Genomic DNA, 20,645 nt, shown 5'->3' with positions numbered 1-20,645 from the left:
TCGGGCCTCCGCCGGGGAAGGTCCATCCCGGAAACCCTCGCCACTGACTCGATCGCAATGCAATGCCTGTTGTAGTAGGAATCCGCTTCAAGGATAGCGGCAAGGTTTACTACTTCGACCCACGCGACCTCGATGTACGCGTGGGCGAGCACGTGATCGTCGAAACCGTGCGCGGTCTGGAACTGGCCCGCGTGGCGCACGAGCGCCGCGAGGTGCCGGAAGAGGAGATCATCGCCGAACTGAAGCCGGTGGTCCGCCGCGCCGAGCCTGCCGATTTTGAGCGCCTGCGCCAGTTGCAGAGCCGTCACGACGAGGTGCTGGCCCGCTGCGCCGAGAAGGTCCGCGAGCACGGTCTGCCGATGAAACTGGTCAAGGCCGAGTACAGCTTCGATGGCTCGCGGCTGACGTTCTACTTCACCGCCGAAAAGCGCGTGGACTTTCGGATGCTCGTGCGCGATCTGGCGCGCACCTTCCGCACCCGCATCGAGTTGCGCCAGATCGGTCCGCGCGACGAGGCCAAGCTCCTCGGCGGCATCGGCCCATGCGGGCGCATCCTCTGCTGCGCCTCGTTCCTGCCCGACTACGCCCGCGTCAGCATCAAAATGGCCAAGGACCAGGATCTGCCGCTGAATCCCAGCAAGATCAGCGGCGTCTGTGGACGGTTGCTATGCTGCCTGTCGTATGAGCACGAGCAGTATGTTACCATGCGCGCCGAGTTGCCGCGAAAGGGCGCCTGGGTTCAGACGCCAGACGGCCCCGGTGAGGTGATCGCTCAACTGGTGCTGAAGCAGCAGTTGCTGGTGCAACTCGCCAGTAGCGGCATGCAGGAGATCTACAGCCTGGACCAGATCGAAGTGTCCACGGCCCAGGTGGCCGCGCTGGCGCAGGCGCGCAACGCCGAGGGCATTACGCCCGCCGCGCAGCAGCGCCGGTCTGAACGCGACCGCGGCGAGCGGCGCCGGCTGCGCGATGAGATCGAGAGCTACGACGCCTTCGATGAGCTTGATTTCCTCGAAGATGAGGACGATGCCGCCCTGATTGCGCCACTCACCGCGGCCGGCGCGCCGCCCGATGAGCCTGTCACCGAGGCCGAGAGCGATGATGCTCTCGAAGCGCCCGCCGATGCTGCGCCGGCTTCGTCCGCGCGCCGCCGCCGTCGCCGCGGCGGGCGCAGCGAGCCGAAGCCGCCCGAGTGAGCCGGCAATCCTTTCCCGACCCGCCGTGTTGGAACGCTTCGCTTAAATGGCTCAAGGAGGCTCTGCGTGGAGATCATCCCCGTTGATGCGCACATTACCGCGATTGACCACAATCTCCTCGGTATCCCCGGCATCGGCGTGACCTACGTGGTCCGCGGCGATACGGTCGCCCTGATCGAGACGGGCACCTCGCTGACCGTGCCCCATACCCTCGCCGGTCTGGAACAGCTCGGTATTCGTCCTGAAGAGGTCGAGCATATTCTGTGCACCCATATTCATATGGATCACGCCGGAGGCGCAGGCTACCTGGCCGCTGCGCTGCCCCGCGCCCGCGTCTACATCAATAGCTCGGTCAGCAAGCACCTGGTTGATCCGAGCAAACTTATACCAAGCGTGCGCCGCGCGGTCGGCGAAGAGGCCTGGCCGTTGCACGGCGACATCAAGCCCATTCCCGCCGAACGCCTCCTTCCGGCCGAGAACCTGCGCCTCGACCTGGGCCGCGATGTGGTGCTGGAGGCGATTGCTACTCCGGGTCACTCGCCCGACCACCTCTCCTACCGGGATCACAAGAGCGGCGGTCTGTTTATCGGCGACGCCGCCGGGCTGGCCATGGATCGCTGGCATCTGGCGCTCCCGGTGACGCCGGTGCCAACATATGACCTGGAGGCCCACCGGGCGACGATCGCCCGCCTCCGCAGCTACAACTTCCCGCGGATCTATATCACCCACTACGGTCCCCACGACGACGTAGACTATGAACTTAACCGCGCCCAGGAGAAGATCGAAGAACTGGTCGCCCTGGTTGACGCCGCCATCGCCGACGGCGATCCCGATGTGAACGCGCTGGCCGCTCGCTGGCTGCCCTATCCCGACGATAGCCCGGCGGCCCTGGTGGCCCGCTGCTGGAGCCAGATGAGCGTCGCCGGCCTGATCCGCTACGAAACCAGGCGCCGCCAGAGCGCATAATGCGATTGCGGATTGTGGATGCGGATTTTCGCTTGCCGTATCTGGCGACCCGATGAGATCTGGCGGTGATACGTATGCGGTCTATTCGGCGCAAGCCGCTAAGAGGGCGGCGCCCTTCCAGGCAACCTCGTACCGCTCTGGATGAACCGTGAACTGGCTTGACTACGCCATCCTGACCGGCGCCGCCCTCTTTGTCGCCCTCGGCGCCTACTGGGGTCTGATCCGGCAGGTGATCGCTCTGGTCGGTCTGGTGGTGGGCGTGGCCCTCGCCGGTCGCTACGGGCCTGTCGCGGCCCTGTGGTTGAGTTCGTTCATCGCCGATCCCGGCGCGGCCAGCGTGGCAGGTTTTTTGAGCGTACTGCTGCTGGTCAGCGCTACGGCAAGCCTGGCGGCCTCGCTGCTGCGCCTCTTTGTCGGGCTGCTGTTCCTGGGCTGGCTTGATCATCTCCTGGGCGGGCTGCTGGGGCTGGCGCAGGCGCTGCTCGCCGCCGCGGCGCTCCTCCTGGTGATGCACGCCTATCCCCTGTCTCTCTGGAGCGAGGCGCTACGAGCCTCACTGCTGGCCGGTCCGCTGCTGCGACTGAGCGCGATCTACGCGCCGCTCCTGCCGCAGTGGCGCGGATTTTAGACTTCGGATTTCCGATGTTGGATTATTTTCAGGAAGGTGGGGAAACCTGGTTTCCCCACGCCCTTCCCTCAGGGAGGGGCTGGGTCCGGAACTTTTATCACCCCCTACGCCGCGACCTCGCTGCGCGCATGGGCCAGGGCGGCGCCGACGTCGGCCACGGTGATGATGTCGCCGAGACTGGCGTTGAGGCTCACCAGCGTCTGCGCGACGGCGGCGCGAATGCCGCTGACCACCGTGCGCGCTCCGAGCAGCCGGATCGCCATCGCCGTATCAATCAAGGCCCTGGCGACTTCCGTGTCAATCATGCTGATTCCGGTCACATCGAGGATGACCACCCGCGCCCGATGCTCGGCGACCATCTCCAGAATGCGCCGGCGTAACGCCCCTGCGCGCCAGCTATCGAGATTGCCCACCAGCGGAGCCAGCAACACCTGATCGTCCACCACCAGCACCGGCAGTTCCAGGGTCCTCACCAGTTCGAGCAGCCGTTGCTGCTCGGCGGCGCGCTGCTCGATCTCCTGTCGGGCCATTTCAGAAGCCTGGCGCGCTTTTTCGGACTCCTCGGCGCGCTGGTCGGCGATGCGCAGCGCGTTGAGCTGGGCGTTCCCCATCCTATCCGTAACTGCCCACACTGCGATAATCAGCGTAGCGATGTTCGCTGCATGAAAGTATCGTAAAAACATTGATGGGATATTCGACACGTTTTCTAATGGTCCCAGAACAACGATTAAGACCGCCAGAAGGGTGCAGAAGACGGTTGTGGCGACCGTGAACAGGCGCTGGGTCGTCAAACTCACGAGCATGACCACCACTACCAGAAAGGGGGCCACCGTGAGCCGGAGATCCGGCAGCCAGACCGCGACGATGATCTGGTTAATTACGATGCTCAACGCAAACGGCAGCACCATTTGCCAGAGCGGGCGCTCCCGCAACAGGATCGTCAGACCGGTGCCGACAACACAGGTAAAGGTAATCGCCAGGACGACGAGCGCGAAGAAGCCTGGACTGAACATATAGAACGCCAGCACCAGCACGAAGGTGAGCAGAGCGATCCCGCCGGTCCAGAGGGCGACAGTCGTGACGATCCGCCGGTGAAGTTGTTCGAGAAAGGCGCGCGACGAGGTCATAATGGCTCCCTGAGGTGAACCGGGCTACGGGCCGGAGGACGTGGAAGACCGCAACGCTCCGGGGAAAACGTCGCCGGGCATGTTTCGCATGCATCGTACCGTCTTCGGGGGGCGGCCATAGAGACGCCCGGACAGCACAGGCCGCAGAGCGTTTCTGCAACCTTCGTCTGCGGCGACGCTGCGGGGTCTTGCCGCCACTTGAGCCAGCCGGTCTGGTCTGCCGCCGGGGCAACGGTAACAGGCGCACACGTTCACTATACGTCTATCCCTTACCGCAACCGTACCACGAACCAGTACTCATGGGCGCTTGAGCGAGGCGCACGGATGGCCGTACACTTACGATTGCGTGTAGTTATCCGCCGGTTGTTCCAGGAGGTCACGATGCACGCCCCAGCCTCGTTTCACACCGCCTTTCGTCTCCGCTGGCTCGAAGCCGCGCGCTCCGAGGCCGTCCTTCACTGGAAGTTCAACCGCTACGACGTCGCCGCTACATTCATCCCCGGCTTGCTCTTTGTTTTGGCTGCCTGGCACGTTGGGCAGGCCGACTGGATGGCATTGCCGTCCACCCTGCTCTGGGGCGCCCTCTACTTCTGGCTGTACTGCTCGGTTTTCTGCATCTCGAACCAGCTGGCCGGCGAGCATGAGGATCGCCTCAACAAGCCGGACCGGCCGCTGCCGTCCGGCTTAGTAACGCGCCGGGGGGCCTGGGCGCGCTGGTTCGTCGTCATGGGGCTGTTCGCACTGGCAGGCTGGCGCCTGGGAGTGCTGGAGTGGGCCCTGCTCTGGCAGACGGTCCTGACGCTGCACAATCAGGGAGGCTGGTCGCGGCACTACGCGACGAAGAACCTGGCAATGGTGCTCGGCGCTATCGCGCAACTGGCCGCCGCATGGCAGATGGTGCGCCCGCTTACGCCGACGGCCTGGGACTGGATTCTGGTGCTGGCGCTTCCCCTGCTGACCCACGTATCGCTGCAAGATCTGCGCGATGTGGCGGGCGACCGGGCCGTGGGGCGGCGCACGCTGCCGATCGTCTTCGGGGAATGGCCGAGTCGCCTCTTTCTGGCAGGCGCGTTTGCCGCGCTGCCCCTGGCGACCCATTTCGTGCTGCTGGCGCCGCTGGGTCCGCGCCCTGACGTTGTGGCGCTGGACGTGCTGCTGGCGGCGTTCTGCCTGGTCATCGCCGGGCGCATCCTCTGGCTGCGCTATCCGGCCGCTGACCACAGGACGTATATGCTGTACAACTACTGGTACTGCTTTACTCTGGCAGCGGCGATTGTGGTGCTTTGAGGTAAACGGCGGCGCTCCGGCAGGGCGCACAACCTTTCGCCCCGTCGGAGCGGCGCCGGGAGTCCCGTCAGGGAGAGGTTCCCACCTTGCTGCTATCCGGCGGCGTGTCGGGCATAGGCAGGAGGGGCGCAATGGGGTCCACCAGGCGGTCCACGATCGCTCCCAGGCGCTGGAACTGCGGCCCAAGTTCGGTTTCGGCGAGGGGGATGTTCACGGGCACGTCGAGTTGCACCGGGATGGAGGTGCTCAACTTGACGTCCATGTTGAGATCCACGGGCAACTCGAGGCCTGCGGGAAGCACGATGTTGACCGTGGCGTTGAGATTGCCGCCGCCGCCGGGGAAGGTGATCGCCGCCGGGGCCGTCAGCGGCACCGGCTCGGTCAGGCGCACCACATTGCGCGGGGTCGTAATCGTGGCGGCGTTGATCGGCACATCAAGTTCAATCGGCAGGCGGGTGTCGAGGGGCACGGTGTAGACGATGGTCGCCCCCTGCAGATCGCCGACCACGTCCTGCAGTTCCGCGAGGTTATTAGCAGCGAAGACCTGCGCATTGGCCGTCAACTCCGCGACCTGGTTGCGGTGTTGGATCAAGATGCCGGCCAGGACGCCAACAATAATGATCAAGACGGCATTGATCAGGAACGAGGTCCAGATCAGCGCCTTGTAGAGCGGCGCAATGCGGGCGTAACGCCGGCGGGAGCGCTCGCCTGTCCTGGCGGCGGTGGTTTCAGCGGCCATAGCGGAAGTTCCTTTCGACATGCATGTCCGTGGCACAACGGTCGATCACGCAAGGCGCCCGTATGATGTTGCATCATAGCATATGGATATTACGCAATTGTATCGTAGAATGGGCGGAATCAGCGGTCCGTAAAGTTAAGTTTCCTGGGATTTCCGCCCCCCCCACATCCCCCCGTTGGGGGGCGGAGCCAGGCGCCCTCCCTCAGCGAGGGAGGGTTGGGGAGGGGGAAGGGAGTTAGCAAAGGACCTTGTTTGCAGACTCCTCAGGGTTGATGCGCCCGGAGCAACCGGGGCGACGAATGGTTGTGCGGCGATTACCTCAGGCGCCGCTGAAAAAGCGCAACGCCAGGCGCAGGCGTTCTTCGAGGTCATTGGGGGCGTCGGCGGGCAGGGCGGCGATAGCCGCGGCGGCTTCAGCCTGGGAGTAGCCGAGATTAAGCAGCAGGTCGGCCAGATCGCGATTGATAGCGCTGGCGGCCGCTGCAGGGCCGGACAGGGGTGCGGGAAACCCCGCCAGATCGAGCTTGCCCTTCAACTCCAGCACAATGCGTTCGGCGGTCTTTTTGCCGATGCCGGGCACACGGGCCAGCCGCGCCGTATCGCCGTGGGCAATCGCGGCGCGGATCTCGTCCGGGGTGCCGGAGGAGAGCAGGCTCAGGGCCACCCGCGGCCCCACCCCGGTGACGGCCAGCAAACTCTCGAACAGGGCGCGCTGTTCGAGGGTGGCGAAGCCGTAGAGACTGAGCGCATCTTCGCGCACGATCAGCAGGGTGTAGAGGAAGATCGGGTCGCCAGGCGCGCCCGCGGCGCTCAGCACCGGCCGCGGCGCAAAGACCTGGAAGCCGATCCCCCCGGTTTCCACGATCAGATGGTCGGCGCCAATGTGTTGTACGACGCCGCGCAGCAAGGCGATCATCAGGGGTGTGCTCCGCTTCGCTGCGGGGAGTCCGGGTTTCTCAAGTCTCCTGGCCCCCCCGCTTCTTGATCCTGCGATTCCGAATTATACGTGAAGCCCAGGTCCCGACGCGCCAGACTGCGTGCAACGCCATCCGGTCCTGGCCACTGCGCCGCCAAAACCAGGGAACAAACAACCGGCGGCAGCGCCGCCCCCTCCCCTGCTACTGTGCAATACCCACAAATATAGGAACGATAGCAGAAACCGGCCTTTCCGCCCGTCGCGACCGCAGCGGCGACCGGCCGGTCGCCGCTACCGGCTGTTCCCCGGTCGTTGGCGCGATGCAGTATGCCATACAGACAATCCATAGCCTGCCGCGAGCGGCGGACTCCCTGCGAGCTCTGTCTGACGCGTGGCGTCATCTTGACAGCGTATCAGCTCGCATGTTATGATTTTTATAACGCACTGTGTAATACATAAAGAAATTGCGTCAAAACGGTTGACAGCCGGTTGGGAGAACAACAGGGAAACCGGATTTTCTCATGCCCCTGCCCCAGGGGGAATCGTTGCAGCGTAACCTTCCAGGTTGCAGATGGGAAACCGAATTTCCCCGCGCCCTCCGAGCTTTGTCAACGATTCTCTTTGAACCTATGAAAGTGAGATCGTTCCGATGGCGGGCCTGCTGACCACTGTGGAGCGCATGAGTTGGACATGTCAGCAGGAGGGGCGCTGATGAGGCGCTCGACCGTTCTGAGCCTGACGGCGATCGGCGTCGCCAGCGCGGGGGCTTGCCTGGCCCGGCGCACCCTGGCGGCACGGGTCCTCGGCCTGCCCCCGGCGCAACATGCCGTCGCCGTTGAGCGCAACATCCGGGTGCCGATGCCGGACGGAGTGACGCTCTACGCCGACCGCTACCTGCCGCGGGCCTCCGGGCGCTTCCCGACCATCCTGGTGCGCACGCCTTACGGGCGGCCTTCGGAGCTGCGCGCGCTCGGTCCCTTCGCCGGCTTGATCGCCAGGCTCTTTGCCGGGCAGGGCTACAACGTGGTAGTGCAGGGCGTGCGCGGGCGCTACCGCTCAGGGGGGACCTTCGAGCCGTTTGTGCACGAGACCGCCGATGGCCGGGCGACGCTGGAGTGGATCGCCAGCCAGCCGTGGTTCGACGGCAACCTGGGCATGTGGGGCGTGAGCTACCCCGGCTATACGCAGTGGGCAGTGGCCCTCGACGCGCCGCCGTACCTCAAGGCCCTGACGCCGGTGGTGATCACGGCGCGGTTCTCGCGGGCAGTCTATCCCCATGGCGCCTTTGCCTTTGAGTCAAGCCTGCGCTGGGCCAGCCTGCTCCGCGCCACCCACCGGCCTGGCGGCGATCTCGATCTCGGCACGGCCATCTCCCTGCTCTCTCCGCGCCGTGAGGCTGCCCTGACCGGCGTTATGGCCGCCTACTCGATGGGCGAGGCTGACCGGGCGGCGATCGGCGAGCCGGTAAGCTTCTACCAGCGCTGGCTTGATGACCCGGATCCTCACGGGGCCTACTGGCGACAGGTTGATCTACATCGCACCCTGGGCCGGATCACCGTGCCGGTGCATCTGGTGGCCGGCTGGCACGATCTCTTCCTGAGCGATCAGCTCGCCGACTATACCACGCTTCTCGCCGCGGGGCGCACCCCGTATCTAACCGTGTTGCCCCGCCATCATAACGACCCCGCGCTCGCCCTGGACGCGGTGCGCGAGGGGCTGTGGTGGTTCGACGTCCAGCTCAAAGGGCGCCGGGAACGGCTCCGGCGCCGGCCGGTGCGGCTGGCCCTGATGGGCAGCCACGAGTGGCATGAGATGGACTACTGGCCGCCACCCGCCGCCATGACGCGGTACTACCTCCATGCCGAGGGTCTGCTCTCGACCCATCCGCCCGCTGCGAGCAGCGCGCCGGATCGCTACTGCTACAACCCGCGCGATCCAACGCCGTCCATTGGCGGTCCGACGCTTGGCCCGCGCGGCGGTCCTCGCGATCAGCGCCCCATCGAGGGGCGCGGCGATGTGCTCTGCTATACCACTCCGCCCCTCCATGCCGAGGTGGACGTGATCGGCTATGTGCGTCTGGAACTGTACGCGCGCTCGAGCCTGCCCTACACCGACTTTGTCGGTCGGGTGTGCGACGTGTATCCAGATGGGCGGTCGATCAACGTGTGTGAAGGGCTGTGCCGCATTACACCCGGAGTGGGCGAGCCGCAAGCCGATGGCAGTCTGCGCCTGGATCTCGATCTGGGAGCAACAGCGCAGCGTTTCCGGCAGGGCCATCGGATCCGTGTGCATGTATGCAGCGCGGCGCATCCGCGCTGGGGCGCCAACCCTGGCGATGGGCGCCGTTTCCGCGACGCCGGGGCCGTGCCGGGCCCGGCGGCCGAACAGACGATCTACCACGACGTGGATCACCCCTCGGCACTGGTGCTTCCAGTCGTCTCGGCCACGACCCGCCGGGCGATGGAAGGAGATGGAGAGGCATAGGGCGGCCGGGCGCCGCCGCACATGGGAGGACCCAATGATCGAGTACGAGCACAGCGACGAAATCAAGATGCTGCGCCAGACCGTCCGCGAGTTCGTGAACAAGGAGATCCGACCCATCGCGCGCGAAATTGACGAGGAGGAGCGGGTACCGCTGGACGTGATCAAGAAGGCCGGGGAACTTGGCCTGCTCGCCGTGCCTTTCCCGGAGAAGTATGGCGGCCTCGATCTGGGCATCACTGGCTACTGCGTGCTGATGGAGGAGTTGCAGCGCGGTGACGCCAGCGTCGCCACGATTATCGGAGCGCATACCCAGTTGTGCGCGATGAGCATTCACCTCGGCGGCAATGAGGCCCAGAAGGATAAGTACCTCCGCGGGCTGAACCAGGGACGACTGATCGGCGCCTGGGCGCTGACCGAGCCGAACGCCGGCAGCGATGCGGCGCATATCAGCACCACCGCCGAACTGCATGGCGATGAGTGGGTGATCAATGGACAGAAGATGTGGATCACCAACGGCAGCTTCGCCGATGTGATCATCGTCCACGCGGTGACCGACAAGTCCAAGGGCGCCCGCGGTGGCATTACTGCGTTCATCGTGGAGAAAGATTACCCGGGCTTCAAGGTCGGCAAGATTGAAGATAAGATGGGCCTGCGCGCCTCGCACACTGCGAGCCTCTACTTCGAGGACATGCGCGTGCCCGCCGAGAACGTTCTCGGTGGCGTGGGCCATGGCTTCCCTCTGGCGATGAAGACCCTCGACATCGGGCGCTGCGGACTCGGCGGCGGCGCCGTCGGCGGCGCCAAGGAGGCCTTCGAACTCAGCCGCAAGTACGCCATCACCCGGCACCAGTTCGGGCGGCCCATCGCCGAGTTCCAGGCCATTCAGTTCAAGCTGGCCGAAATGGCGGTGAAAATCTACACTATGGAGCAGATCGTCTACGATACCGCCAGGAAGGTGGACGCCGGAAAGGTCGCGACGCTGGAGAGCAGCATCGTCAAGCTCTACTGCTCTGAAATGGCCAGCCAGGTGATTGACGAGGCCATCCAGATCCACGGCGGTATGGGCTTCTCGCGGGAACTGCCGCTCGAGCGCATGTACCGCGATGCCCGCGTCACGCGCATCTTCGAGGGCACCAACGAGATCCAGAAGTCGGTCATCGCCTCCGAGTTGCTCAAGCAGGTAGGTTACCGCATCCACCGGCACGAGGGGGTCTACCCGACGCCCAAGCACGCGCCGCATTCGTGAGGTGCGTAGTCCTTGCCCTCTCCCGCCTCGCTGCGCTCGGCGCCCCCTCCCTCTCCACTTTCGGTGGAGAGGGAGGGTAGGGAGCAACATCGCTCCCCCTGCTGACTTCCCGCGACAGCAATCCGAAACCTCCCTGCTATAATGGGGCGCATGGCGTACCGCGTCCTGCTCCGGGCCATCCAGGCAATCCTTGCCGCGCTCGTCGCAGCCTATCTGATCTACTTCGCCGACCACGGGCTGCAACTCCTCGGCTTTGCCTACCCGCTTGACTATGGCGAGGGGCCGCTGCTGGCCCAGATCGAGCGTTTGCGCCAGGGAACGCCAATCTGGCGGCTGTACGCCGATCCCGCCGATCCGCCCTTCTTGATTGTCAATTACCCGCCTGTCTACCTTTTCTGCACTGCACTGATCGCGCCGCTCACGGGGTCGGTATTGAGCGCGGGGCGCCTGCTCTCGCTGCTCGCGGCCCTGGCCATCGTGGGGGCCATCATGCTGCTGGCGCGCCCGCGCCGCTCCTCAGTCGGGGCGCCTGCGGCGGCGCTGGTTGCCCTGCTCTTTTTATGCGTGCCGGTGACACGAGAGTGGGCGGTGTTGTTGCGCGTGGATATGCTCGGCATCGCCCTGGGGCTGTGGGGGCTGGTCGTCCTTGGCAGCGGCGCGGGACCACCGGGGCCGCGCCGGACTGCCGGCGCGGGCGCGCTGCTGCTGGCCTGCCTGTACAGCAAACCTTCCCTGATCGCTGCGCCCGTCGCAGCGGTAGGGTGGCTCCTCTGGCGCGCCGGGCGCGGGGCGCCGGACGAGCGCCGCGCCTGGCTGCGGGCCGTCCTGGCGCTCGCCAGCGTCGTCGGAATAGGGGGCGGTCTGACGTTTGTACTGCTACAGATCGGCAGCGGGGGCTGGTTCTGGTTCCACGTCATCGTCGCCAACGCCAACCGCTGGGAGGCGGCCCTCGCGCGCGACTTCTGGCAGCAACAACTTGGTCTGCGCTGGCCCCTGGCTGGCGCGGCCCTTGTGGGAAGCCTGTGGATAATGGTGGAAAACCGGATGCGGCAGGCGCGCACAGATGCGGACTCGGCCTCGCTTGCCCTGCTGTACACTGCAGGAGGAGTGGTCACGGCGATCGGCGTGGGGAAAGTGGGCGCGTACAGCAACTACTTTCTCGAACTGTACGCCGGGCTGGTCTGGCTGGCGGCATGGGCGGCGGCACGGCTGCCCCGGGGCGACGGCGACGCGGCGCGCCTGTTCACGCTTCTCCTGGGAGCGAGGGCATCTGGCCCTCGCAACCCGACGAGGGCGGGACGCCCTCGCTCCCAGGTCTGCGGGGTTATCCCAACTCTGAACACATACGACGCAGCGCCGGCGCCGGGCCGCGCGAACGTGGTTGCGCGCAGCGCCTTCTACGCCCTGCTGGCCGCCGCGCTGCTCTACTACCCGCCCCTGTGGGACGCGGACCGGCTGCGCCGGGCGGGGCTGATCGAGCCGTCTCCGCCCCGGCTGGCCTTCGGGCACTACGGGCTGTGGGCCGACGCCGCGCGGGAACGGCAGGTGCTGGCCGCGCTGACCCGCGTTGGCGACGCGCTGATGCCCGAGGTGCGCGCAGCGGGGACGCTGATCTTCACCGATATGCCGGGCGTCGCCGCCGCCGCGGGGGTTGACTCGCGGTTGCAGGTGTTCGAGGCCCGCCAGCTCCTCGACCAGGGGCTGAGCGATGAGCGTCCGCTGCTGCGCGAGCTGGCCAACGGGGCCATCCCCCTGGCGGTGCTCGACTACCTGGGCAACTGGCTCACCCCCGGCGTCATCGAGATCCTGACCCATCGCTACGCGCAGGACGGCTCGCTGGGCGCCTTCGATCTCTACCGGCCTGTGAATCTAGGAGCGCCACAGGAAACGGATCTGCTTTTCACCGTGCCTGGCGGCCAGTTACATCTGAGCGCCTACAGTCTGGCGCCGCCCCCCGGGGCGGCCCACGAGCCGGGGGCGGTGGTCGCCCTGGGTCTGGTGTGGAGGCTCGCCGACGGCGCGCCGGAGACGCCGCTGACGGTCGTGACCCGCCTGCTCACTCTCGACGGCGCGATAGTCCTCGAAACCGAGCGTCCGCTGCTCTACGGCGTGTTTCCGCCATCGAACTGGCCGCCGGGGGCGCCAGTGCAGCACGTGCAGACCCTGCCGCTGCCGCCCAAACTGGCGCCGGGCGAGTACCTGCTGGCAGCGGGCTTGCAGACGAGCGAAGGGTTGTCTGTGCAGACGCTCACCCGCCTGGCGGTCGCCGGCGCCGGAGGGGCCTACATGGGCGAGACGGGACAGTTCGTGCCGGCAACGCTGCGGCGGGCCTGGGTCGAACTGGGGGCCGTGGAACGGGCAGGGTTCCCGCTCACACCGGCAGTGCCCTTTGCCTGGGGGCATCTCCAGTGCTTCGAGCGCGTCTGCCTCGAACTGCGCGAAGGAACGGTGCGGATGCGGCCCCTGGGGGCGCGGCTGTACCTGGCCGAGACCATCCGCGGCGATGGCTGCCTGGACAGGCGGCCTGCCGCGGGCGGCATATGCGCCGGGTTCGCCCCGGCCACGGAGCGCTTCGCGGCTCTCGGCCCGGTCCTGAGCGGCGAAGTCGAACGCAACGGCTGGATCGTGCAGTGGACCGAGCAGGCGCGCCTGGAGCGCCCGCCGTGGGGCGGTGACGCGGCCCTCGGCCGGCTCGGCGACGAGACGCTGCGCTTGCCGCCGGGGGCGCGTTATCGGTGGCCGTAGGGCAACCCTGAGGGTTGCCCTGCAGCCTATCGCCCCGGACGTTCGCAATAGAAGAAGTCGCCATTAACCGCGGCGTGGTAGGCGTAGGTTGCGCCGTTCAGGCGAAGGATGAGGCGGTAGCCGTCAACCAGGGCCTGGGTGTAAGCCATGCCAGGCTGGGGGCAACCCAGGGCGCCATCGCTCCAGGTAACGGCTTCGGCGGAGACAATCGTAATCGCCGCGGGATCGGCGCCGGTTCGTCGGGCCAGATCGGCGATGGCCGCGGCGACCTTATCCGCAGGCGCTTCGCCCGGGCCTGCCAGCGGCGGCAGGGTGCCGGCAGGCGGCGCTGTGGGCCGAGACGAGGGCGCCGCGGCGGTAGGGGCGACAGGAGTGGCCTGAGCAGCAGGTGTCGGGCTTGCCACGGGCGCAGGGTAGGCCGTGGGCGTCCCGGCCGGCCCGGGGTAGATCGTAGGCGCCTCACCCGGCGCGGGCAGGGTGGTTGGAGCCAGGGGCGTCGCAGTGGAAGGTAATGCCGGGGCGGCGCCACAGGCGCTCATCAACGGCAGCGCAGTCGCGGTCACTATTAGCATGATCCAGCGCTTCCGGCGCGGCGCAATATGCGCAAGGAGCATAAGGCCTCCCTCCTTTAGAGTGTATCTCAAGATTGCCGCAGAAACGCGAAGATGTAACGTGTCGGTAGTATTGAGTCGCACTGCGCGGCGAGGGCTTCGCCCGCCCACGTCTCCTCCCGTCTGCGGCAAATGGTTATACCGGATGTAGAACGTCATTAGAGACCTGCGAGTTCCACAGCGGCTGTGCTATACTGGTGAAGAACACCTGAACGGAACAGGGGGAAAGCGGGTGGGTCAGTACAGTCTCTCGATCGTGCTGCCGGTACATCGCAGCGACGGGCTTGACAGCCTGGTGGCGGAGTGCCTCGCGGTTGCGGCGCGCTACGCTGACGACTATGAACTGATTCTCACCGCAGCGCGCAATTCTCCTGCCGGGGCGACCGTCTCACGTCTGGCCGCAACCCACTGGCGGGTTTCGGCACTGCCCTTTACGCGACCGCCGAGGTTTCGGGCCGCCCTGCGGCAGGGATGGAGCGTCGCCCGCGGCGATTATATCCTTACCTGCGACCAGGAGCGCCTGGCGAGCGGCGCGGAAGTGGCGCGACTGCTGGCCATCGCTCCAGACTATGACGCCGTTTTTGGCTATCGCATCCATCCATCGCACGATCCGTTCACCTGGCTGCGCGTCGCGGCGCTGCGCGCCCGCGTAAAGCCCTCGCCGCGGGATCCGCTTCTGCACACGTTTGTGATCCGTAGCGGACTGCGCGACCTCCTGGAGCCCGACGGCCCCGACGCACCGGCGCCGGCGGAAGTGTATGCCGGCGCCCTGCAACAGAACCTGGCAATCGCCGAAGTTCCGGTCGCAGGCGCCGCTCCCGCCCGCCCGCGCCGGGCGCTGGAAGCCGGAGCGCTGCTGCTCCTTGCCGGCGGCCTGTGGATGTGGCGGCGGCGCGGCATTGGCGGCGCGCGGCGGTACGCGCGCCCGTAAGGGATCTGTTTTCCAACGTTGCAGGACTATCGGGCGAGGGGTGCAACCTTTCAGTTGGAGGGTTGCGCGAAGGTGCAGCCTCCCCTCGCTTCGCCAACGGCAATCCAGAAGACCGCGCAGCGAAACCGCGCCTCAAACAGAAAGGAACCCGACTATGAGCCAGCCTGACGATCAGGAGAAGTCGCCTCAGCAACCCCATAGTGACCTGGCCAATGAACTGCGTGAACTGGGCCATCAGATCGAGCAGGCCATTCGCAGCACCCTGGAGAGCGACCGCGCCCGGCAACTGCAGTCCGACATTTCCGCCGGTCTGCGGGAGATCGGCGCCCAGCTCCAGAATGCGATGAGGGCGATCCAGGAGAACCCGCAGGTAAAGGAGCTAGTGCAGCGCGGCGAACAGGCGGTGAGCCAGGCTCAGCAGAGCAAGGTGGCGCAGGACTTCCAGGAGACGCTGGCCCGTGGCGTGGCGATGCTCAATGAACAACTGGCCGGCTTTGTCAATCGTATGCGCGGCAGCGAACCAACTCCGCCTCCTCCCGACGACTCGGCGGCAACCGGCGAGACTACGCGGCTGGACCCGGACGAGAAGTAGCCAGGCTGCGGCGCTCATCCTGGGCAACGTACTGCGGGGAAGGCGTTCAGACGGCCTTCCCCGCTCTATCATTGCGGATGTATGTGCGGACGTTTTACGCTGACGGCCCCCGGCGAGGACCTGGCGTTACATTTCAACCTGGATGAGGTCCCTGTCATCGAGGCGCGGTACAACATCGCGCCGACTCAGCCGGTGCTTATGATCCGCCAGGAGAAAGGGCGACGGGTTGCGGAGATGGCCCGCTGGGGCCTGATACCTTCGTGGTCGAAAGACGGCAGCGCTGCGGCGCGCATGATCAACGCCCGCGCCGAAACGGTGGCGGAGAAACCCGCCTTTCGCGCCGCCTTTCGGCAGCGGCGCTGCCTGATCCCCGCCGACGGCTTCTATGAATGGCAGGCGCGGCCGCGAGGCAAACAAGCCTACTATGCGCGCCTGGCAACGGGCAAACTATTCGCAATGGCCGGGCTATGGGAACACTGGCAGGCGCCTGACGGCGCCTGGATCCAGAGTTGCACCATCCTCACTACCACGGCTAACGAGCTCCTGCAACCCCTCCACGACCGGATGCCGGTGATCCTCGCGCCGGAACACTACCCTCTCTGGCTCGACCCCTCTGTCCACGATGCGGGGCCGCTTCAGGCGCTGCTTGGCCCCTATCCCGCCGAATGCATGCGCGTCTACCCGGTCGGGCCGGCGGTCAACTCGGTGCGCAATGACGGGCCGGGGCTGATTGAACCCCTGGACAGGGCGCGGCTGTAACGCCGGCCCGGCGGGGGAGCCGGCCCGGCGGGCCGGCTCTACGCGCTACGCGCTACGCGCGTTCCTCAACCTTGCCCAACCATCCCCGACCATTTGATTACGAACGCCTGGCTTCGCCGGGGTTTTCGCGGCGGGGCGCAGGGACCGCCTTGCGCTGGCTCCAGGACTCCACAAGGGACTGTGCGTACTCGCGCCCGCGCTGCATGGCCTCGGCGCTCAACTCGCGAAGATGTTCGGCGGAAAGCCGCTCGCGGTTCACGAACCAGTGCCAGGCGGCGAAGCCGGTCACATACGTGCCGGCGTAGGCGATGGCCACCTTGGGGACAATGCCCCAGAGCGGCGCGAGCGAGACCGCGGTGCGGGCAATCTGGCGCCAGACGAAGCCGCCCCCGATCACGGGGATAAGCTCGGCCAGGCGGGCGTAATCGTCGGGCGCAGCGCCGTGGGCCAGGGCGAGACGATAGACCATCAGGGCCTGGTTCTTGGTGAGCACGATGATGTCGGCCACCGCAAGCGGCGCGGCGAGCAGCGGGATCTGTTCGGGAATGGCCGACGCCAGGGCGTAGGAGGCGTTAGCAAACGAAACACTGCTGATGAGTTCGTTGGCATAGACGTGGCGCAACCCCGGCAGGGCGCGCGCCGCCGCCAGATGCTTGTCGGCAGGCAGGCGCTCGAAAATGGCCGCCGCCAGGCTATCACGGGCGGAAGGCGCGTCCAGCGCGGGGAGGGTGATCATATGCGCATTGGCGAGGCGGGAGTGAGACGGTCGGTACTCACCGCTGCGGGCATTGCCGACAAGCACGAGGGTGGTGGGCAAGGAGAGTTCGGCCAGGCGGGCGAGGGCGGCCACTTCCGCCCCGGTGGGCAGGGTACGAGTATCGAGCAGAACCAGCGCCATATCCGCAGGCAGGCGCCAGTCGTCAACCGCCGCAGTGGTCAGGGGCCGCTGAAGAAGCGGATTGGGCGTGCCGGGGGCGACGGGCGGGTCGCCCTGCTCGCGCAGCAGGACGTTGGCGCGCGCATAGAGCGCCTGGGCGCCAAAACAGGGAATAGCGACCGATCGCTCGGCCTCCTCACGAATGGCCGAGACATTAATTTCACGCACGGTATGGAACGCAACCCCCAGATCGTTCCGAAGCGGCACGACGGACCTCCTCCTGCTCGTCAACTATCGCATTGCCGTATTCAACGGACTTTTTCCAGCGTCGCACCGGCTCCAGATTATAGCACGCGCGAAGCGCGAGACAGATGTGGTATAATCATCATGCGTTGCCGGGTTGTGTAATGGTAGCACTACGGACTTTGGATCCGTCTGTCCAGGTTCGAGTCCTGGCCCGGCAGCCATAATTCACCAACGAGCGCCAACAACGTGTACCAGGCAACGAAACAGGGGGGAACAGCCTGTTTGCCGTACCGCTGGTGAACCGAGCGGCAGTGGGGCGTGGCTTCACTGCCGTTTTCAGTGCCTGCGGACCCGGAACGCCGGCGATTGCGAACTTCGGATCAGGCGCTAGGCATCGCATGAGATGCCGCTGACGCGCCAACAGGTCGCCTGGAACTGCAGTATGGACGGTCGTCTGCTTATCTTCAGCGGCAATGCCAACCCCGGCCTGGCCAGAGAGATTGCGGCAAACCTGCGCATGACTCTGGGCCGCGCGATGGTCGGTGAATTCAAGAACGGCGAGACGCGGATCAAGATCCACGACAATGTGCGCGGTTGCGACGTCTTTATCATCCAGCCGACCTGCACCCCGGTTGACCACAACCTGATGGAGCTGCTGCTGATGATTGACGCAGTGCGACGGGCCTCGGCCCGTCGAGTGACCGCGGTGATTCCCTACTACGGCTACGCCAAGCAGGAGAAGAAGACCGCCGGTCGCGAGCCGATCTCGGCCAAGCTGGTGGCCAATCTCATCCGCACCGCCGGCGCTGACCGGGTGCTGACGATGGACCTGCACGCGCCAGCGATTGAAGGCTTCTTCGACATCCCGGTGGATCACCTGCAGGCCGCTCCTCTCCTGTCGGACTATATCCGCAGCCTGAACCTGCAGAACCCGGTGGTCGTCTCGCCGGACGCGGGCGGGGTGGGCCGCGCCAATCGCTTTCGCGAACGCATCGGCGCGGCCCTGGCCATCATCGCCAAGCAACGCCCTGAGCCGGATACGGCCGAGGTGATCGAGATGGTCGGCGAAGTTGAGGGCAAGACGGCGATTATTGTGGATGACATGATCTCCACCGGGGGCACGCTGATCGAGGCGACGCAGGCCCTGGTTGAGCGCGGCGCGAAAAAAGTATACGCCTGCGCCACCCACGGAATCTTCGCGGCTGATGCGCTAGAACTCATTGCCCGCTCGGACCTGATCGAGACCATCGTCACCAATACCATTCCCCAGAGCGCGGCTGCGGCGGCGGCTCGCGTTCGCGCCATCAGCGTGGCGCCGCTCTTTGCAGAGGCGATCATGCGCATTCACAAAGATCTTTCCCTGAGCGCCCTGTTCTCATAGCTACCTCACGCCCCTGCTGCATGGGAGGGCCTGGGCAGGCTGCGGCCTACCTGGAAATGCAATCCTGTCGGTGCGCGCCTCGGCGAGGGGAGAAACCGGGAGGGTCCGTCCCTTCCAGGAAAATCCTTTTTCTTACGAGGGCATGAGATAGCTTTAGTGAAGGAGTGATTCCTTGGAGGAACCCGAACCTGGTTATACGATCATCGGCATCACGCTGTGTTTGCTGGCGCTGGCGTGTATGTCGGCGATTGACGCCGCACTGAGCGCGCTCGGGCGCCACCGGCCTGGCACACTGCTGGCAGGATCGCGGAGCAACCACCGTTTTCAGCGCGCGATCGCCAGGCTGATCGAGGACCCCTACTTCTTTACTGCCACCATCATCCTGCTCAAGACCGTTGCATTGATCGCGGCCACGGCCTTCACCATCGCCCTCAGCGCCGGGTACGGAATGGCAGGGCGCGTCGCCAGCCTGGCCGCACTGCTTATCGCCGTGCTGGCGTTCGGCGAACTGCTGCCGCGGGCCTGGGCCATCCGCCATCCCGAGGGCGTCGCGCGCCTGCTGGCGGGGCCGGTTATGATCATAGCAACGCTCCTGTGGCCGGCGCTGATCCCGGTGCGCGGCGTGTTCACACGGCTGAGCGGGCAGGCCGCACCCACAGCGCCAATAGAGGCCGAGGAGGAACTGCGCCTGTTGATGAACGTTAGCGAAGAACAGGGGCTGATCGAGCAGGAAGAGCGCGAGATGATCGAGGGCGTCATAGCCTTCGGCAACACCCTCGTGCGCGAGATCATGGTGCCCCGGGTTGACATTGTGGCCCTGGAGAGCGACAGCACCCTTGAACAGGCGCTCGATGTAGTCAGTTCCAGCGGCCATTCGCGCATCCCGGTCTACGAGGGCACGATTGACCGGGTGATCGGCATCCTCTACGCCAAGGACCTGATCCCCGCGCTGCGCCAGAATGACCGGAGCAAACCAATCGCTTCGATGCTGCGACCGGCGCACTTCGTGCCGGAAACGATGAAGGTTAATGCCCTGCTCGAGGACCTGCAGCGCCGCAAGGTGCACATGGCGATTATTGTGGACGAGTACGGAGGTACGGCGGGCCTGGCCACCATTGAGGACCTGATCGAACAGATCGTCGGCGAGATCCAGGACGAGTATGACACCGAAGATCCCTCGGTGCAGCCGGTGAGCGATGATGAGTTCATCGTTGACGCACGCCTGCCGATCGAAGATGTGAATGACCTGCTTGATACGCACCTGACCTCCGAGACGGCCGAGCGGATCGGCGGTCTGGTCTACGAACACCTGGGACGCGTGCCGCGCCAGGGCGATCAGGTGGACCTGGGGGAGGTGCTGGTGACGGTGCAGTCCATCAAGGGTATGCGGGCGCATAAACTGCGCATTCAACGGCGCAGGCCCGCGCCTGATCCGACCACCAATGGCGTGCTGGCCACGGGGAAGGCCCATGGAGCAACCTGACTACACGGCCCTGGTCGCCGCAGCCTTCGCGGCGCGTGATCTGGCTTATGCGCCCTACTCGCAGTTCCGGGTGGGCGCGGCGGTGCTTACGGCCTCGGGGGCGATCTTTCGGGGCGGCAACGTTGAGAACCGCGCCCTGCAGGCCACCGTGTGCGCCGAGCGGGTGGCCATGCTGAGCGCCTTCGCCGCCGGCGAGCGCGAGATCAGGGCCATTGCCGTCGTAACTCCCACGCCGACCGTGGCCAGCCCGTGCGGCTTCTGCCGGCAGGTGATGCTCGAACTGGCTCCGGGGTGCACGGTGGTGCTGCTGAGCATTGATGGCAAGCAGCGCCTCGCCACGCCGGAGGAACTGCTGCCGGGGAAAGGATAGTGGGATTTGGGATTGGGGATTTGGGATTTTGGCGGGAGGGATTGGGAGATTAGGGGTTTGC

General features: G+C 65.9%; 18 protein-coding genes and 1 tRNA gene. 14 read left to right on the top strand and 5 right to left on the bottom strand.

Annotated elements, in window-relative coordinates; all coding sequences use genetic code 11:
- Nucleotides 1-62: 62 nt before the first annotated feature.
- The 3 genes from NZU74_08705 to NZU74_08695 all read left to right on the top strand — a co-directional run bounded on the left by NZU74_08705 (nucleotide 63) and on the right by NZU74_08695 (nucleotide 2,790).
- Complete coding sequence (locus NZU74_08705) at nucleotides 63-1,196, top strand: stage 0 sporulation family protein (GenBank protein ID MCS6881399.1); 1,134 nt, start codon at nucleotides 63-65, stop codon at nucleotides 1,194-1,196.
- 66 nt (nucleotides 1,197-1,262) lie between these two features.
- A complete protein-coding gene (locus NZU74_08700; protein MCS6881398.1) occupies nucleotides 1,263-2,162 on the top strand; it encodes an MBL fold metallo-hydrolase in 900 nt (299 codons plus the stop codon).
- Nucleotides 2,163-2,310: 148 nt separating this feature from the next.
- Complete coding sequence (locus NZU74_08695; protein MCS6881397.1) at nucleotides 2,311-2,790, top strand: CvpA family protein; 480 nt, start codon at nucleotides 2,311-2,313, stop codon at nucleotides 2,788-2,790.
- Between the two features lie 104 nt (nucleotides 2,791-2,894).
- Here NZU74_08695 and NZU74_08690 read toward each other — a convergent pair whose 3' ends face one another.
- A complete protein-coding gene (locus NZU74_08690) occupies nucleotides 2,895-3,917 on the bottom strand; it encodes an STAS domain-containing protein (protein ID MCS6881396.1) in 1,023 nt (340 codons plus the stop codon).
- Between the two features lie 381 nt (nucleotides 3,918-4,298).
- Between NZU74_08690 and NZU74_08685 the strand changes: the two genes are divergently transcribed.
- Nucleotides 4,299-5,204, top strand: coding sequence for a UbiA family prenyltransferase (locus NZU74_08685; GenBank protein MCS6881395.1), 906 nt, complete (start codon nucleotides 4,299-4,301; stop codon nucleotides 5,202-5,204).
- Nucleotides 5,205-5,271: 67 nt separating this feature from the next.
- On the opposite strand, the gene NZU74_08680 is transcribed toward NZU74_08685, so the two are convergent.
- Both NZU74_08680 and ruvA read right to left on the bottom strand, forming a co-directional pair.
- On the bottom strand, nucleotides 5,272-5,943 hold the full coding sequence (locus NZU74_08680; GenBank protein MCS6881394.1) for a hypothetical protein: 672 nt from the start codon (nucleotides 5,941-5,943) through the stop codon (nucleotides 5,272-5,274).
- Nucleotides 5,944-6,262: 319 nt separating this feature from the next.
- A complete protein-coding gene (ruvA, locus tag NZU74_08675; GenBank protein ID MCS6881393.1) occupies nucleotides 6,263-6,859 on the bottom strand; it encodes a Holliday junction branch migration protein RuvA in 597 nt (198 codons plus the stop codon).
- Between the two features lie 711 nt (nucleotides 6,860-7,570).
- On the opposite strand from ruvA, the gene NZU74_08670 reads away from it, so the two are divergent.
- The 3 genes from NZU74_08670 to NZU74_08660 all read left to right on the top strand — a co-directional run bounded on the left by NZU74_08670 (nucleotide 7,571) and on the right by NZU74_08660 (nucleotide 13,334).
- Complete coding sequence (locus NZU74_08670) at nucleotides 7,571-9,343, top strand: CocE/NonD family hydrolase (protein ID MCS6881392.1); 1,773 nt, start codon at nucleotides 7,571-7,573, stop codon at nucleotides 9,341-9,343.
- Between the two features lie 34 nt (nucleotides 9,344-9,377).
- Complete coding sequence (locus NZU74_08665) at nucleotides 9,378-10,589, top strand: acyl-CoA dehydrogenase family protein (GenBank protein MCS6881391.1); 1,212 nt, start codon at nucleotides 9,378-9,380, stop codon at nucleotides 10,587-10,589.
- A gap of 150 nt (nucleotides 10,590-10,739) precedes the next feature.
- On the top strand, nucleotides 10,740-13,334 hold the full coding sequence (locus NZU74_08660) for a glycosyltransferase family 39 protein (GenBank protein MCS6881390.1): 2,595 nt from the start codon (nucleotides 10,740-10,742) through the stop codon (nucleotides 13,332-13,334).
- A gap of 26 nt (nucleotides 13,335-13,360) precedes the next feature.
- Here NZU74_08660 and NZU74_08655 read toward each other — a convergent pair whose 3' ends face one another.
- Entirely contained in the window at nucleotides 13,361-13,948 is a 588-nt protein-coding gene (locus NZU74_08655) for a hypothetical protein (GenBank protein ID MCS6881389.1), read from the bottom strand.
- A 229-nt stretch (nucleotides 13,949-14,177) separates the two neighbouring features.
- Between NZU74_08655 and NZU74_08650 the strand changes: the two genes are divergently transcribed.
- The 3 genes from NZU74_08650 to NZU74_08640 all read left to right on the top strand — a co-directional run bounded on the left by NZU74_08650 (nucleotide 14,178) and on the right by NZU74_08640 (nucleotide 16,227).
- Nucleotides 14,178-14,876 carry a glycosyltransferase gene (locus tag NZU74_08650; protein MCS6881388.1) on the top strand — a complete coding sequence of 233 codons (699 nt, stop codon included), beginning with the start codon at nucleotides 14,178-14,180 and terminating at the stop codon, nucleotides 14,874-14,876.
- A gap of 154 nt (nucleotides 14,877-15,030) precedes the next feature.
- The gene (locus NZU74_08645; GenBank protein MCS6881387.1) at nucleotides 15,031-15,468 is read left to right on the top strand and encodes a hypothetical protein; all 438 of its coding nucleotides are present in this window, start codon (nucleotides 15,031-15,033) and stop codon (nucleotides 15,466-15,468) included.
- 81 nt (nucleotides 15,469-15,549) lie between these two features.
- Complete coding sequence (locus NZU74_08640) at nucleotides 15,550-16,227, top strand: SOS response-associated peptidase (protein MCS6881386.1); 678 nt, start codon at nucleotides 15,550-15,552, stop codon at nucleotides 16,225-16,227.
- 97 nt (nucleotides 16,228-16,324) lie between these two features.
- On the opposite strand, the gene NZU74_08635 is transcribed toward NZU74_08640, so the two are convergent.
- Nucleotides 16,325-17,371, bottom strand: coding sequence for a hypothetical protein (locus tag NZU74_08635; protein MCS6881385.1), 1,047 nt, complete (start codon nucleotides 17,369-17,371; stop codon nucleotides 16,325-16,327).
- A 126-nt stretch (nucleotides 17,372-17,497) separates the two neighbouring features.
- Here NZU74_08635 and NZU74_08630 point away from each other — a divergent pair.
- The 4 genes from NZU74_08630 (at nucleotide 17,498) to cdd (ending at nucleotide 20,584) form a co-directional block, all read left to right on the top strand.
- A tRNA-Gln gene (locus NZU74_08630) sits at nucleotides 17,498-17,571 on the top strand.
- Nucleotides 17,572-17,792: 221 nt separating this feature from the next.
- A complete protein-coding gene (locus NZU74_08625) occupies nucleotides 17,793-18,731 on the top strand; it encodes a ribose-phosphate pyrophosphokinase (protein ID MCS6881384.1) in 939 nt (312 codons plus the stop codon).
- A gap of 172 nt (nucleotides 18,732-18,903) precedes the next feature.
- The gene (locus tag NZU74_08620) at nucleotides 18,904-20,214 is read left to right on the top strand and encodes a hemolysin family protein (GenBank protein ID MCS6881383.1); all 1,311 of its coding nucleotides are present in this window, start codon (nucleotides 18,904-18,906) and stop codon (nucleotides 20,212-20,214) included.
- Entirely contained in the window at nucleotides 20,201-20,584 is a 384-nt protein-coding gene (cdd, locus tag NZU74_08615; GenBank protein MCS6881382.1) for a cytidine deaminase, read from the top strand. The genes NZU74_08620 and cdd overlap by 14 nt, the downstream gene beginning before the upstream one ends.
- The last annotated feature ends 61 nt before the right edge of the window (nucleotides 20,585-20,645 follow it).

It is taken from the genome of Chloroflexaceae bacterium (assembly GCA_025057155.1).
GTDB lineage: Bacteria > Chloroflexota > Chloroflexia > Chloroflexales > Chloroflexaceae > JACAEO01.
The sequence above is the reverse complement of the archived record's forward strand: the minus strand, read 5'-3'. Positions and strand labels throughout refer to the sequence as shown.

Coding starts and splice junctions, on each gene's coding strand:
- NZU74_08685 (MCS6881395.1), top strand. CDS start 4,299: ATGCACGCCCCAGCCTCGTTTCACACCGCCTTTCGTCTCCGCTGGCTC.
- NZU74_08655 (MCS6881389.1), bottom strand. CDS start 13,948: ATGCTCCTTGCGCATATTGCGCCGCGCCGGAAGCGCTGGATCATGCTA.
- NZU74_08680 (MCS6881394.1), bottom strand. CDS start 5,943: ATGGCCGCTGAAACCACCGCCGCCAGGACAGGCGAGCGCTCCCGCCGG.
- NZU74_08705 (MCS6881399.1), top strand. CDS start 63: ATGCCTGTTGTAGTAGGAATCCGCTTCAAGGATAGCGGCAAGGTTTAC.
- NZU74_08640 (MCS6881386.1), top strand. CDS start 15,550: ATGTGCGGACGTTTTACGCTGACGGCCCCCGGCGAGGACCTGGCGTTA.
- NZU74_08625 (MCS6881384.1), top strand. CDS start 17,793: ATGGACGGTCGTCTGCTTATCTTCAGCGGCAATGCCAACCCCGGCCTG.
- NZU74_08670 (MCS6881392.1), top strand. CDS start 7,571: ATGAGGCGCTCGACCGTTCTGAGCCTGACGGCGATCGGCGTCGCCAGC.
- NZU74_08660 (MCS6881390.1), top strand. CDS start 10,740: ATGGCGTACCGCGTCCTGCTCCGGGCCATCCAGGCAATCCTTGCCGCG.
- cdd (MCS6881382.1), top strand. CDS start 20,201: ATGGAGCAACCTGACTACACGGCCCTGGTCGCCGCAGCCTTCGCGGCG.
- NZU74_08645 (MCS6881387.1), top strand. CDS start 15,031: ATGAGCCAGCCTGACGATCAGGAGAAGTCGCCTCAGCAACCCCATAGT.
- NZU74_08690 (MCS6881396.1), bottom strand. CDS start 3,917: ATGACCTCGTCGCGCGCCTTTCTCGAACAACTTCACCGGCGGATCGTC.
- NZU74_08665 (MCS6881391.1), top strand. CDS start 9,378: ATGATCGAGTACGAGCACAGCGACGAAATCAAGATGCTGCGCCAGACC.
- ruvA (MCS6881393.1), bottom strand. CDS start 6,859: ATGATCGCCTTGCTGCGCGGCGTCGTACAACACATTGGCGCCGACCAT.